This window comes from Paraburkholderia sp. J94 (assembly GCF_905220285.1).
Taxonomy (GTDB): Bacteria; Pseudomonadota; Gammaproteobacteria; order Burkholderiales; family Burkholderiaceae; genus Paraburkholderia; species Paraburkholderia tropica_A.
In genome coordinates, this window is record NZ_CAJMZH010000007.1 from 320,790 (window position 1) to 334,800 (window position 14,011).

The 14,011-nt window shown below is 65.7% G+C and carries 12 protein-coding genes; 4 read left to right on the forward strand and 8 right to left on the reverse strand.

The genetic code is table 11. From position 1 onward, the window contains the following. Positions 1–8 precede the first annotated feature (8 nt). Positions 9–992 carry a DUF3348 domain-containing protein gene (locus tag U4Y88_RS17340; RefSeq protein ID WP_321785307.1) on the reverse strand — a complete coding sequence of 328 codons (984 nt, stop codon included), beginning with the start codon at positions 990–992 and terminating at the stop codon, positions 9–11. 251 nt (positions 993–1,243) lie between these two features. On the opposite strand from U4Y88_RS17340, the gene U4Y88_RS17345 reads away from it, so the two are divergent. Beyond that, the gene (locus tag U4Y88_RS17345; protein WP_321785309.1) at positions 1,244–1,855 is read left to right on the forward strand and encodes a LysE family translocator; all 612 of its coding nucleotides are present in this window, start codon (positions 1,244–1,246) and stop codon (positions 1,853–1,855) included. A 34-nt stretch (positions 1,856–1,889) separates the two neighbouring features. Here the strand turns inward: U4Y88_RS17345 and U4Y88_RS17350 are convergent, their stop codons facing one another. From U4Y88_RS17350 to U4Y88_RS17370, 5 genes are all read right to left on the reverse strand, one after another. Continuing rightward, positions 1,890–2,741, reverse strand: a complete 852-nt coding sequence (locus U4Y88_RS17350) for a carbohydrate ABC transporter permease (protein WP_065057895.1) — start codon at positions 2,739–2,741, stop codon at positions 1,890–1,892. A gap of 24 nt (positions 2,742–2,765) precedes the next feature. Further along, a complete protein-coding gene (locus U4Y88_RS17355; RefSeq protein ID WP_415774451.1) occupies positions 2,766–3,797 on the reverse strand; it encodes a carbohydrate ABC transporter permease in 1,032 nt (343 codons plus the stop codon). A 43-nt stretch (positions 3,798–3,840) separates the two neighbouring features. Next, entirely contained in the window at positions 3,841–5,094 is a 1,254-nt protein-coding gene (locus tag U4Y88_RS17360) for an ABC transporter substrate-binding protein (protein ID WP_415774452.1), read from the reverse strand. Positions 5,095–5,168: 74 nt separating this feature from the next. After that, positions 5,169–7,154: a beta-galactosidase gene (locus U4Y88_RS17365; protein WP_321785313.1), complete on the reverse strand. Its 1,986-nt coding sequence runs from the start codon at positions 7,152–7,154 to the stop codon at positions 5,169–5,171. 55 nt (positions 7,155–7,209) lie between these two features. Next, entirely contained in the window at positions 7,210–8,370 is a 1,161-nt protein-coding gene (locus U4Y88_RS17370; RefSeq protein ID WP_321785315.1) for a sn-glycerol-3-phosphate ABC transporter ATP-binding protein UgpC, read from the reverse strand. Positions 8,371–8,560: 190 nt separating this feature from the next. Between U4Y88_RS17370 and U4Y88_RS17375 the strand changes: the two genes are divergently transcribed. Continuing rightward, positions 8,561–9,619 carry a LacI family DNA-binding transcriptional regulator gene (locus U4Y88_RS17375; protein ID WP_310632017.1) on the forward strand — a complete coding sequence of 353 codons (1,059 nt, stop codon included), beginning with the start codon at positions 8,561–8,563 and terminating at the stop codon, positions 9,617–9,619. Here U4Y88_RS17375 and U4Y88_RS17380 read toward each other — a convergent pair. Both U4Y88_RS17380 and U4Y88_RS17385 read right to left on the reverse strand, forming a co-directional pair. Beyond that, on the reverse strand, positions 9,609–10,271 hold the full coding sequence (locus U4Y88_RS17380; RefSeq protein WP_415774455.1) for a TetR family transcriptional regulator: 663 nt from the start codon (positions 10,269–10,271) through the stop codon (positions 9,609–9,611). The two genes, U4Y88_RS17375 and U4Y88_RS17380, sit on opposite strands and share 11 nt — an antisense overlap. Then, positions 10,162–10,437: a hypothetical protein gene (locus U4Y88_RS17385; RefSeq protein WP_321785319.1), complete on the reverse strand. Its 276-nt coding sequence runs from the start codon at positions 10,435–10,437 to the stop codon at positions 10,162–10,164. Before U4Y88_RS17385 ends, U4Y88_RS17380 begins: the two co-directional genes overlap by 110 nt. Positions 10,438–10,473: 36 nt before the next feature. On the opposite strand from U4Y88_RS17385, the gene shc reads away from it, so the two are divergent. Both shc and U4Y88_RS17395 read left to right on the forward strand, forming a co-directional pair. Beyond that, positions 10,474–12,513, forward strand: a complete 2,040-nt coding sequence (shc, locus tag U4Y88_RS17390) for a squalene--hopene cyclase (RefSeq protein WP_415774456.1) — start codon at positions 10,474–10,476, stop codon at positions 12,511–12,513. 235 nt (positions 12,514–12,748) lie between these two features. Continuing rightward, positions 12,749–13,702, forward strand: a complete 954-nt coding sequence (locus U4Y88_RS17395; RefSeq protein ID WP_224011394.1) for a chemotaxis protein CheV — start codon at positions 12,749–12,751, stop codon at positions 13,700–13,702. Positions 13,703–14,011: the final 309 nt, after the last annotated feature.

Below are 14,011 nucleotides of genomic sequence, written 5' to 3' on the forward strand. Positions count from 1 at the left end.
TGGTTGGGTTAGCGGGCGCGAAGGGCCGCGATGAGTCCTTCGACCGGTTGAAACCGAACATCCAGTTCGGCGAGCAATACGCTCTGCATATCCTTGCGGAACGCGTCGAGCCAGGCTTGCGGGCCGGGCGCGGCGCGCGCGGCGGGTGGCCTGGCGGGCGATTCAGCGGCGGCTTTCGCCGGGGTCGCCGCGTTTTCTGCGGCTTGCGCTGATGATGCTGATTGTGCTGGCTGGGCCACGGTTTGCGGCGCCGCCTGGGTTTCCTGTGCTTCCTTGGCGTCCTGTGCTTCTGGTGCAGTCTTCACTGCTGCGGCTTCTGCGGCTTCTGCGGCTTGCGCGGCCTCGGCTTCGGCCTGTGCCGCCTTCGCGGCCTTGCGCAGACGCTCGAAATGCGCGCCCAGCAGGCCCGGCACCGTGCCGAGCAGGCTGCGTTCGCGCGCGGCGAGCGAGCGCTCCATGGCGGCGTCGAGCGTCGCGAGCTTCGCCATCGGTGCCGATTGCGCGGCGAGGCGGCTGCGCAGCCGCGCGCGCAGGTCGCCGATATCGCTCTCCATCTTCTGCTGCAGCGTGAGGTAGCACTGGCGATAGAGCGTGAAATCGGCGTCCATTTCGGGCGTGTCCGGCGCTTGCGCGATCTGCGTGCGCGAATGCGCGAGCGCGGCGCCGCGCAGCGCGCGCTTCGCGGGCGCGAGCAGGGCGTCGCAGGCAATCGCCTTCGAGAGCGCGGAACGCAGTTCGAGACCGCGCTGCGCCTCGTCGGCGCCGTTCGTGCGAGCGCCCGCGGCCGCCGCCGCCGCCGTTGTGGCGGCGGGCGCGGACAGCACCGTCGAGAGCGCGATCGCGTCGGTCCAGCCGAGCCATTGGCTCAGCCGGTCCGCGAGCGGCTGCTCCGACGCGAGCACCTCGGTTTCACCGAGACGCGCCAGAATGCGAACGAGGGCCGGACCGCTCAGCGACGTGCGCTTAGCCGGTCCTTGCGGGGGAGGGACCATACCACAACAGGCAAAAAAGGCAGCAGTTTACACGGCGGCGCGCCGGGCTTCGCGGTTTTGCGTGCGCGCGCGTGGCGAGCGCTTCGCCTCTGCGCGCTAAACTGCTGTTTTTGCGGGCTTTCGGCGCTGTCAAGTCCGTAAAGTCCGTAGCGCGGGTTGGGCCGGTTTGCGCGGGCCGCGGTGGACCCGCATTCGGCCCCCCATTCAACGCGCATCCGTCCCTGTCGGGCGGCATCGAACAGGAGACTTTCGTGGCGTTTTCCAGTCTGAGCGCGTTTGCGCTGGCTCTGGCCTTGATCGCGGGCATGCCGGGGCCGAGCGTGGCGGCGCTCGTCGCGCGCGTGCTGACGAGCGGTTTTCGCGACGTGCTGCCGTTTCTGGCGGCGATGTGGATCGGCGAGGCGATCTGGCTGACCTGCGCGGTGGCCGGGCTCGCGGCGCTCGCGCAGACCTTCGCGCTGGGCTTTCTGGCGCTCAAGATCGCGGGCGTGGGCTATCTGCTGTTTCTCGCCGTGAAGATGTGGCGCGCGCCCGCCGAGCTTCAGGCTGAGAGCTTGCCGGAAAGGCGTTCGCCGCTGCGCATGTTCCTCGCGGGCATGGCGGTCACGCTGGGCAATCCGAAAATCATGATTTTCTATATGGCGCTGCTGCCGACCATGGTCGATCTCTCGCGCGTCGGCGTGCTCGCCTGGTCGGAACTGGTGCTCACGATGCTCGCGGTGCTGATCGCCATCGACCTGAGCTGGGCGCTGTTCGCCACGCGCGCACGCGGCCTGCTCACGAGCCGCCGCATGGTGCGCGCCGCCAATCGCGGCAGCGCGCTTGCGATGGCGGGCGCGGCGGTGACGATCGCGGCGAAGTAGGAGCGCCGCGCGCGCGTTTCACTCCCTCACTCCCTCACCCCTTCGTCGCCCCAAACGTCAGCCCGGCCACGAAGTGCTTCTGCATCGCGAAGAACATCGCCACCGAAGGCAGCGCCGCGAGGATCGAGCCCGCCGACACCAGATTCCACGCCGTCGTCCATTGCCCCTTGAGCGCGGCCACGCCGACGGTGATCGGCGCGGCGTCGTCGCCTTGCGTGAGGCACAGCGCCCAGAAGTAGTCGTTCCAGACGAACGTGAACACCAGAATGCCGAGCGCGGCGAGCGCGGGGCGGATCAGCGGCAGGATGATGCGGAAGAACACGGTCCATTCGTTCGCGCCTTCGATGCGCGCCGCCTCCACCAGTTCGAACGGCAACTGCTTGATGAAGTTGCGCAGAAATAGCGCGCAAAAGCCGGTCTGAAACGACAGATGGAACAGGATCAGCCCGCCCACACTGTTATAGAGCCCGAGCTTGAGCGTGAGGTCGCGCACCGGAATCATCAGCACCTGAATCGGCACGAAATTGCCCGCGACGAAGGTCGCGAACAGCGCCGAATTGCCGGGAAAGCGATAGATCGCGAGCGCGAAACCGGCCATCGCCGCGAGCGCGATCGCGCAGACCACCGAAGGCACGGTGATCAGCACGCTGTTCCAGAAGTAATGCAGCATCGGCGAGGCGGTGAGCGCCTCGCGATAGTTGTCGAACATCGCGAAGTGCCTGGGCCAGCCCCAGTAATTGCCTTCGTTGAGTTCGTCGGTGGAACGCACGGAGGTCATCAGCACGGCGAGCATCGGCAGCAGCCAGATGACGAGCGCGATCGGCAGCGAGAGCTTGTAGAGCCGGCGCGGCGCGGGCTTCCATTTGTCGACGGGAATCGGAAACATGAGCGTGTCCTCGGTTTGGCTCGATCAGTGCTCGTTGCGCAGCAGACGGCGCAGGTGATAGACGATATAGAGCAGCATGATCGCGAACAGCACGACGGCGATCGCGGCGGAATAGCCGAGCCGGTAATACTTGATGGCCTGGTCGTACATGTAGTACGCGAGCACCGTGGAGCTTTCGAACGGGCCACCGCCCGTCATCACGGAGATCAGGTCGAAGCTGCGCAGCGCGCCGATGATCGTCACCACCACGGCCATGAAGGTCGTCGGCCGCAGTTGCGGCAGGATCACGTGCCACAGCAGCGACCAGCCCTTCGCGCCTTCCATGCGCGCGGCTTCGATCTGCTCGCTGTTGAGCGTCGTGAGGCCCGTGAGGTAAAGAATCATGCAGTAGGCCGTCTGCGGCCACAGCGCCGCGAAGATGATGCCCGGCGTGGCGTAATGCGGATCGCCCAGCACGGGAACGCCGTGGCCGAGCAGCAGCGCGAGCAGGCCGAAGGTGGGATCGTAGAACCACGAATACACGAGGCCGACCACCACGCCCGAGAGCACGAACGGCGCGAAGAACAGCGACTTGACGAGGCGGATGCCGGGCACCGCCTGGTTCAGATAGAGCGCGATGGCGAGACCCATCGGCGGCGCAAGCAGAAAGAACGCGAGCCAGATGACGTTGTTTCTCAGCGCGGTATAAAACGTGGGCGCATGAAAGAGTTCGATGTAATTGGCGAGGCCGACGAAACTCGCGTCGCTCATGCCGTCCCAGTTGTAGAACGAGAGGCGGATCGTCGAGAGAATCGGCCAGACCACGTAGATCGCGACCATGATGCAGGCGGGCGCGAGAAAGAGGCACGCGGCGCGGCGCTGGCGGCGCGCGGTCGGCGAGATGCGGCGGGGCGGGCGGCTGGCCAGCGCGGCGCGCGGCGCGTTCGCGTGGCCGTTGCTCGATGCGCCCGATGGGCCGGACGCGTTGGGCGTGTCGTGCGAGGCACGGATCGTTGAAGTCACGGGGCGAACCACCTCAAACCTCCAGAGCGAATCATGAGGCGGCGCGCGCGTCATGCGTCCATCGCATGTCCGTCGCGCGCGCCGCCGCCATTGAAGCTTACTTCTTGTAGATACGCTTGCGCGCGTCTTCGAGCTGCGCCAGGACCGAATCGATCTTCGTGGGATCGGCCATGAACTGCTGCATGCCCTTCATGCCTTCGTCGGCCATTTCCTTGGTCATGTCGCGGTCGTAGAACTGCGCGATGCCGCCCTTCGTGTTCGCGAGAATCTGGAAGCCGATCTTCGAGATCGCGTCTTCCGGTTCCGGCGACTTGCTGTTGGCCGACAACGAACCGAGACCCTTGGCGAGTTGCGCGCCCACTTCAGGCGTTTCCGCGAAGGCGAGGAACGCGTGCGCGTCGGCCTTGTTCTTCGCCTTGGCCGGAATATGCAGCGATTCGACCGGACCGTCTTCGGCCGTCGGCACGTTCGAGTCGATGATCGGGAACTGGAAATAGCCCATCTGCTGCTTCACCGCCGGGCTGAAACCGCCCGTGATGAAGGTGCCCATCAGCATCATCGCGGCCTTGCCCTGGAACAGGAACGGCTGCGCGGCGTCGAGATCGTAGGACAGCGAATTATCGATGAAATAGCCCGCGTCGATCAGCTGCTTCCACGTCGTGTAGACCTTCTTCACGCGCGGATCGGTGTACGGCACTTCGCCGGCCATGAGCTGCTGGTGGAACTTGTTGCCGTTCAGGCGCAGGTCGAGATAATCGAACCAGCCCGCGAGCGTCCAGGCATCGCGTCCGCCCACGGCGATCGGCGTGATGCCGGCGGCCTTGAGCTTCTTGCAGTCGTCGAGAAACTCGTTCCAGGTCTTCGGCTCGTTCGCGATGCCGACCTTCTGGAACAGGTCCTTACGATAGAACATGCCCCACGAGTAATAGACCGTCGGCGCGGCGTACTGCTTGCCGTTGTACGTCGACGATTCCTTCGTCGATGCGTACATCGTGTCCCAGCCGTTCTTCTGCCAGTCGCCGCTCAGGTCTTCGAACAGGCCGCGCTTGGCGTAGAAGGCCATGCGCTCGCCGTTGTGCCAGTTCACGATGTCGGGCGGCGCGGTCGTGAGCCAGTTCGGCAACTGCACCTTGTACGCTTCCTCGTCGACGAACGACACCTTCACGTCCGTGCCGGGGTGCGTCTTCTTGAACGCGTCGATCACCTGGGTCCACACGGCGCGCTGGCTCGCGCCCTTGAACGCGATATTCACTTCGAGCGTGCCGGCGTGCGCCGGGGTCGCGAGCGCGCCCGTGAACGCCGCTGCCGCGAGCGCGACGGCGACGAACAGGGTGCGGGGTTGCATGGTCATGGCCTGTCTCCTTGGTTTTACGTCGTTGTCAGTGTTGCCGGTTATAGGTCGATTATGTTGCACTGATATTGCGTTCAGGATGCGATGCGATACGCGGATACGCCTTGCGGGCCGACCGCGCGCGTGCCGATCACGAAAGCATTGTCGGGCACCGATGCGTCGATCGTATGCGTGCCGGGACCGTAGTTGAAGACCCAGGCGAGGCCGCCGCGACGGCTCACGCGCACGGCGTCGCCGAGCGGTGCGGCATCGAGCCCCGCCTCCGCTGCGATGCGCGCGAACAGCGCCTGCGTGGCCGCTTCGTCGAACAGGCTCGCGAGATAGTGCACCGCGCCGTGCTTCACGTAAGCGGGATGGCCGTCGGCGAAACGCGCGCGGACTTCGCTCGCGCTGTCCTTGCTGGCGTCGTTCAGTTCGATCAGATCGCGCCAATGACGCGCGTGGCCGGTCTGCGTGCCGAATTCGACCGGCTCGGTCACGTTGGGACGCAGCGATTCCACGCGCCAGACGCGCACCGGCAAGAGCGACGCGAGCGGGCCCGGCGGCAGGTTGGCGGGAATCTGCAGATCGACGGTCTTCGAACCGGTGCGCGGACCGATGATCGCCTGCGCGCCCGATTGCGCGAGCCGCTGCGCGAAGTCGTCGGGCACGACGGGCAAGGGCGGCACGACCACGAGTTTGTAGCCGTCGAGCGGCGCATGGACGGAGACGATATCGACGTCGAAACCGAGCGAGCGCAGCGCCGAGTAATACTCCACGGCGAAGCGCGGATAGTGAAAGTCCGCGCCTTGCGGATGCACTTCGAACAGCCACTTCGCCTCGTAGTCGAACACGAGCGCGACGGGCGTTTTGACCTGCGCATTCGCATCGCTTGCTGAATCGGCGAGCACCTTGCGGATTTCCTCGGCCACTTGCGCGGCTTCGCTGCCGCCGATATCGAGGCGATTGTCCGGCGTGTTCAGGCCTGCGTGCATCTGTTCCTGCGCGAACGGCGCCTGACGCCAGCGGAAATACGATACGCAGCCCGCGCCATGCGCGAACGCTTCCCAGCTCCACAGACGCACCATGCCCGGCAGCGGCGCGGGATTCCATTGCGCCCAGTTGACGGGGCCGGGCTGCTGCTCCATGACCCAGAACGGCAGCTTCGACATGCCGCGATACACATCGTGATTGAACGACGCGAAGTCGGGATGGCCCGTGCGCAGATAACGCGCCTTCACTTCAGGTGCGTACCACTGTTCTTCGAGCGCGCCGAGCGGATAGCTGTCCCACGCGGCCACGTCGAGATCGGCGGCGACCTTGTAGTGATCGAACTCCGTGAACAGCTGCATGAAGTTGTGCGCGATCGGACGGCCCGGCGAATGCGCGCGGATGATATCGACCTGCATGCGGTTGTAGCGCTGCACTTCGTCGGAGGCGAAGCGGCGATAGTCGAGCCGGTGCGAGGGATGCGCTTCCGTGACGGTGCCGATGGGCGCGTCGATTTCGTCGAAGCTGCGGTACTCCATGCTCCAGAACACCGCGCCCCACGCGGTATTGAGCGCGCCGATGCTGCCGTAACGCGCCTTGAGCCATTCGCGGAAGCGCTTCACGGCGGCGGGCGAATAGCTGACGACGGTGTTGTGGCAGCCGTATTCGTTATCGGTCTGCCAGTACGCAACGGCGGGGTGCTGGCCGTAGCGTTGCGCGAGCACTTCGCAGATGCGCTTCGACGCTTCGTAATACTCGGGCGACGAAAAATCATAGTGACGGCGCGAGCCGAACGCGCGCACGCGGCCATCCGCGCCCACGGGCAGAATCTCGGGATGGCGGTCGATCAGCCACTTCGGCGGCGTGGCCGTGGGCGTGCACATCACCACTTTCAGGCCCGCGTTGCCGAGCGTATCGACGGCGCGATCGAGCCAGGCCCAGTCGTATTCGCCGGGCGACGGCTCCATGCGGCTCCACGCGAATTCGGCGATGCGCACCTGCTCGATGCCGAGCGCCTTCATGCGCGCGGCGTCGTCCTTCCACATCGCTTCCTGCCAGTGCTCGGGGTAGTAGCAAACTCCAAGACGCATTGCGGTGTCCTCTTTCGTTGGGTTCGCGCGCGCGAACGTGGACGCGCGCGGGGATTCAGGCGTGGGTTTCGACGGTGTCGAGCGGCGCGACGGCGAAGCCGTCCTCCGCGAACAGATGGCAGAGCGCGGCGTTCGCACGGAAATGCGCGCTGTCGCCGGAGCCGAGCAGCGCGTCGCCCGGCGCCTTGGCGATCAGCACCGTGCCGCCGGGCTGGTCCAGATGCACGTAGCTGTGCTCGCCGAGCGCTTCCACGAGCGTGACCTTGCGCGTGAGCGCGAGCGTGCCAGGCGCGCTCTGTGCCGCGCCTTCTTGCACGGGTTCGAGATGCTCGGGCCGCACGCCGAGCGTGACCGGCGCGCCTACCGCAAGCGCCGCGCCCTGACGCGGCAGCGTGAGTGTTTCGCCGCTGCCGTCAAGCTGGATGCTCACGCCGTTCGTGTCGATGCCGGTCACCGTCGCGGGCAGGAAATTCATGCGCGGCGAGCCGATAAAGCCCGCCACGAAGCGGCTTGCAGGGCGGTGATACAGATCGAGCGGCGCGCCGACCTGGGCGATGCTGCCATATCGTTCGGTATCCTTACCGCTGTGCAGCAGAACGATCTTGTCGGCGAGCGTCATCGCCTCGATCTGGTCGTGCGTGACGTAGACCACGCTCGCTTCGGCGAACTGCTTGTGCAGGCGCGCGATTTCGATGCGGGTCTGTCCGCGCAAGGTGGCGTCGAGATTCGAGAGCGGTTCGTCGAACAGGAACACGCCCGGCTCGCGCACGATCGCGCGGCCGATGGCGACGCGCTGGCGCTGGCCGCCCGAAAGCGCCTTCGGATGGCGTTCGAGCAGCGCTTCGAGCTGCAGAATGCGCGCGGCTTCACGCACCTTGCGGTCGATATCGGTTTTGGGGGTTTTCGCGAGCTTCAGGCCGAAGGCCATGTTCTCGTAGACCGTCATGTGCGGAAAGAGGGCGTAGCTCTGGAACACCATCGCCACGCCGCGCTGCGCGGCGGGCACGTCGTTCACGAGCTTGCCGCCGATCGAGACGTCGCCGTCGGTGACGTCTTCGAGTCCCGCGATCATGCGCAGCAAGGTGGATTTACCGCAGCCCGAAGGTCCGAGAAACACGCAGAATTCGTTCTTGCCGATCTCCAGATCGACATCGCGGATCACTGGCGCGTTGTCGCCGTACGCCTTCTGCACACCTCTCAAGGAAATGCTCGCCATGCGTCCCGTCTCCATGTTTTAATCGACACGAAGCGGAGATTAAGCGCTTAATCAGGCAACCGAAAAAAATCGATCGTGGGCGCGATCGCGGGTTGCTTGTCTCCGATTCGTTTTGAATGCGAGGTCTATGGTGCCGTCGCAGGATGCGATCAGGCAAATGTTGAAACGCATTCCCATATATTGAGCTTTCATGCCCACGCCCACTCTTGCCGAAGTCGCGCGCCATGCCGGCGTCACGCCCGCGACCGTGTCCAACGTGCTGCGCGGACGCGGCCGCGTGGGCGAGGCCACGCGCGAGCGCGTGCTGGCGGCGATCGCGGCGCTCGGCTACCGGCCGCATCTGCCCGCGCGTGCGCTGGCGGAGGGCCGCGCGCCCACCATGGCGCTGATGGTGCCGAGCATCGCCAATCCGTTCTATCCCGAGTTCGCGCTCGCGGTCGAAAACGCGCTGCGCAACAGCGGGCAATTCCTCATCATCTGCAATACCGACGGCGATCCGCACACGGGCCGCGCGTATCTGGAGCAGATCGCGGGCACGCTCTCGGGCGGCGTGCTCGTGGCCAACGCGAACCTCGATATCGACGATCTGCGCCGCACCGAATCGCGCGGCGCGCCGGTTGTGCTCTGCATGTGGGAGCGGCCGCTCGATCCGCCGGGTTTGCCGTGCGTGGCCGTCGATTTCCGGCTTGCGGGCGAGCTGGCGGCGCGCCATCTGCTCGATCTCGGGCACCGGCGCGTGGGCGCGATCGTCGGCAGCAAGGCGACCGGCATTCATGCGGCGCGCTACGAAGGCTTTCTCGACGCGATGCGCGCGGCCGGGCTCGACGGCGCGGCCGCGCCCACCGTTTTCACGCCCGACACCACGCAGGGCGGCTACGCGGCCGCGCGCGAGTTGCTCGGACGTCATCCCGATCTCACGGCGCTGTTCACGACCAACGATCTGCCCGCGCTGGGCGCGATGCAGGCCGCAGCCGATCTCGGCTTCGACGTGCCGCGCCAGTTGTCGGTGGTCGGCATCACCGACATTCAACTGGCGCGCGAAACGCGTCCCGCGCTGAGCACCGTGGCGGTGCCGACGGAGGAAGCGGCGGGGCTGGCGGTGAAGCTGTTGCGCGAGTTGATCGCGCAGGCGGGGAGAGTGGCGAAGGATGCGAAGGACACGAAGGCGGCGGGCGCGGCGAAGGTGTGCGTGACGTCCGCGCCGAGGCTCGTGCCGCGCGCCTCGACGGCGCGCGCGCCTACGGCTTGAGCAGCGTCATCCGCTCGATCTGGCGCACGACTTCGTCGCGCAGTTCGGGCGACATGTCCTGATAGCCGAGCAGATCGGAGATCCACAGGCCGTCCGCCGCGAGACGGCAGATCATGAGCCGCGCGGCCTGATCGAGCGGCAGCGGGTCGGGGCGCGTCCACTTGCGCATCGGCGTGGAATAGCGCTCGCGAATCTCGGGGTCCGTCATCATCGCCGCGACCAGCACGCGCAGCACGTTGGTGCTCGCGGCGGGGCTCGTTTCGTCGATGGTGGTGTGCAGATAGGCGCGCGAAGCGGCACCGCGCGCGTCCTTGCGGTCGGCGGCGAGGCGCGTTTCCATCTGATCCTCGAAACGTTCGAGCGTCTGCTCGAACAAGGCGTCAAGGAGTCCTTGCTTGTTGACGAAGTGATATTGCAACGCGCCCTTGGTCACGCCCGCGCGATCGGCGACGGCTTCGAGCGTGACGGCCTGCACGCCGTGATCGGTGGCGATATCGGAGGCCGCTTGCAGCAATTGCGCGCGCACTTGCGCCGGGGCTTTTTTACGGCGCGTGCCGGAAGCGGGGGCGTCGGACCTGGGCGCGGGTTTTGAAGCTGGTTTTGAATCCGGTTTCGAAGCCGGTTTCGAAGCGGATTTCGGGGCGGGCTTCAAAACAGCTTTCGCAGCGGATTTCGCAGCGGGGATAACGGTGGCGTTTTCGGGAGATTTCCGCGCCGGCGTCTTGCGGGTCGCGCGCGGCTTCGTGGCGCCTTCGGCGCGTCCGGCAGCGCGCGCCGGTGCGTTGACGTTGAGATTCTTCATGGTCCGATCTTACCATTGCGGGCGTCGGCGCAAAACATTCCGTACGGATGGTATTATTCGCGCCATGAAAAAATCCGACCTGCCATTCGCGGCGCTGCTCGACGCCGCCATCGTGCGCGGACGCGACGCGCTCGCGCGCCGCCAGGCACCCGACGGAAGCTGGTGCTTCGAGCTGGAATCCGACGCCACGATCACCGCCGAATACATCCTCATGATGCATTTCATGGGCAAGATCGACACCGTGCGCCAGGAGAAAATGGCGCGCTATCTGCGCGCGATCCAGCGTCTCGAAACGCACGGCGCATGGGATCTTTACGTCGACGGCGCGCCCGATGTGTCGGCCAGCGTGAAGGCCTATTTCGCATTGAAAGCCGCGGGCGACGCGCCCGACGCGCCGCACATGAAGCGCGCGCGCGAAGCCATTCTCAAGCTCGGCGGCGCGGCGAAATCGAACGTCTTCACGCGCATCCTGCTCGCCACGTTCGGCCAGGTGCCGTGGCGCGCCACGCCGTTCATGCCGATCGAATTCGTGCTGTTCCCGAAGTGGGTGCCCATTTCGCTGTACAAGGTCGCGTACTGGGCGCGCACGACCATGGTGCCGCTGCTCGTGCTCTGTTCGCTCAAGGCGCGCGCGCGCAATCCGCACGAGGTCTCGATCGCCGAACTGTTCGTCACGCCGCCCGAGCAGGAGCGCGAATACTTCCCGCGCGGCAAGGGCGTGCGCAAGCTCTTTCTCGCGCTCGACCGCACGATCCGCCATATCGAGCCGCTGATTCCGGGCGCGCTGCGCAAGCGCGCGATCCGTCACGCCGAAGCCTGGTGCGCCGAGCGCATGAACGGCGAGGACGGCATGGGCGGCATCTTTCCGCCCATCGTCTACAGCTACCAGATGATGGACGTGCTCGGCTATCCCGAGGACCACGCGCTGCGCCGCGACTGCGAAAACGCGCTGGAGAAATTGCTGGTCGAGCGCGCGGACGGCAGCCTGTATTGCCAGCCGTGCCTCTCGCCGGTGTGGGACACCGCGTGGAGCACGATGGCGCTGGAGCAGGCGCTCGCGGTGCCTGCCGAAGAAGCGGGCGAAGTCGCGGGTGGCATGGCAGGTGAAGTGCGTGGGGCGTCCACGCCGGTCGCGCAACTCGACGAGCAGATCGCGCGCGCCTACGACTGGCTCGCCACGCGTCAGGTCGACGACCTCAAGGGCGACTGGATCGAGAACGTGCAGCCCGATGTGCCGCCGGGCGGCTGGGCGTTTCAGTACGCGAATCCGTACTACCCCGACATCGATGACAGCGCGGTGGTGGCGGCCATGCTGCATCGCCGGGGCCGCGCCGAAGCGCGCAAGACGGGCCACGATCCTTACGCGGCGCGCGTCTCGCTGGCGCTCGACTGGATGCGCGGGCTGCAATCGCGCAACGGCGGCTTCGCGGCCTTCGACGCCGATTGCGACCGCCTCTATCTGAACGCGATTCCGTTCGCCGATCACGGCGCGCTGCTCGATCCGCCGACCGAAGACGTCTCGGGCCGCGTGCTGCTGTGCTTCGGCGTGACGGGCCGCGAACAGGAACGTGGGTCGCTTGCGCGCTGCATCGACTACATCAAGACGACGCAGCGTGAGGACGGCAGCTGGTGGGGCCGCTGGGGCACGAACTACATCTACGGCACGTGGAGCGTGCTCGCGGGCCTCGCGCTCGCGGGCGAAGATCCGACGCAGCCGTATATCGCGCGCGCGCTTGCGTGGCTCAAGGCGCGTCAGCACGCGGACGGCGGCTGGGGCGAAACCAACGACAGCTATATCGATCCGCAACTCGCGGGTACCAACGGCGGCGAAAGCGCCTCGAATTTCACGGCGTGGGCCTTGCTCGCGCAAATGGCGTTCGGCGATTACGAATCGGAGTCGGTGCAGCGCGGCATTGCGTATCTGCTTTCGGTGCAGGACGGCGACGGTTTCTGGTGGCATCGCTCGCATAACGCGCCGGGTTTCCCGCGCATTTACTACCTGAAGTATCACGGCTATACCGCGTATTTCCCGCTCTGGGCGCTCGCGCGTTATCGCCGTCTCGTGGAAGCGGGGCGCGCGAAACTCGCGTGAATTTGGGCTGAAGTTCGGCTGAATATCGCCTGATCGCCGTTTGAAGGAAAACGCCACTCGACAGAGTGGCGTTTTTGTTTTGAAAGCCGTGGTTAGTGGCTAGAAAGCTTGTCGCATTCAAGCTTCGCCGTGCGCTGCCGATATCCCGGATAGAGGGTCGTGCAGAGCAGGGACAGATGAGCAGGGCAACCCGGCGAGCGCCAGCCGATACGACGCAAATCCTTAGACAAACTCCATGAAGACGATCCAGCCAGGCGTCGACGAACGCACCACGCTCACCAGCAACAACCGTTTAGAACTCCTGCTTTTCCGTCTGGGCGAGGCGCGTCCGGGCGCCGGACGCGGACTCTACGGCATCAACGTGTTCAAGATCCGCGAGATCGTGACGATGCCGGAAGTCACGCCGATCGCCGGTGCGCCCGCGCATCTGGTGGGCGCGGTGGATATTCGCGGGCAGATCATTCCGGTGATCGACGTGGCCTCGCTGATCGGTTCGGCGTCGGACAAGCCGCCTGCGATCCTGCTGATCACCGAATTCTCGCGCGGCACCCAGGCGTTCGCGGTGGAGGAGGTCGAGGACATCATCCGCCTCGAATGGAAGGAAGTGCTGAGCGCCGAATCGAGCGGCACCTCGGGCTATGTGACGGGGATCGCGCGTATCGACGCGGGCGGAGGCCAGACGCGTCTCGCGCAGGTGCTCGACGTCGAGCAGGTGATGCGCGACGTGTTCCCGGAACAGCACGAGGACGTCAAGCCCGAAGCGGTCGGCGACGCGCTGCGCACGGCAGGCGGACGCATTCTTGCCGCCGACGATTCGGGCTTCGCGCGCGCGCTGATCGGTCAGGCGCTCACGGCGCTCGAAGCGCCGCACGTGATCGCGTCGAATGGCGAAATGGCGTGGCAAATGCTGCTGAAGATCGCGGACGAAGCGGCGCAGGAGAAGGTGCCGGTGCGCGAGAAGGTGTCGCTCGTGATTACCGATCTGGAAATGCCCGAGATGGACGGCTTCATGCTCACGCGCAAGATCAAGGCCGACGATCGCCTCAAACATATTCCCGTGATCATTCATTCGTCGCTCACGGGCGCCGCGAACGAAGCGCACGCGCGCAACGCGGGCGCGAATGGTTACATCACGAAGTTCGCGCCGGCTGAGTTGTCGGCGGCGATTCGCAAGGCGCTGGCAGCGTGAATGGTGTGAACAGCGTGAACGTCATGAAAGCGCGCAGCGTGGATCAGTTGCGCGCGACAAAGAACCCCCTGTAGCACATAAGCACATAACAACGTTTCTCTCTGGTTCCGGGTGCCGACGACAAAGCCTCGGAACCGATCCGTGCCGGCCTTCGGGCCGGCTTTTTTTGCGTGTCGATCTTCGGGTATCGGGTGAAAGTCTTGCGCGCAGCGAGTCGAACAAACTCAGCCGTCGCGGAGCGGCCGTGCGATTTTCGCGCGCGCCAAAAAACAAAGCCGGCGGCAACGTCTGGAACGTTCGCCGCGCGGC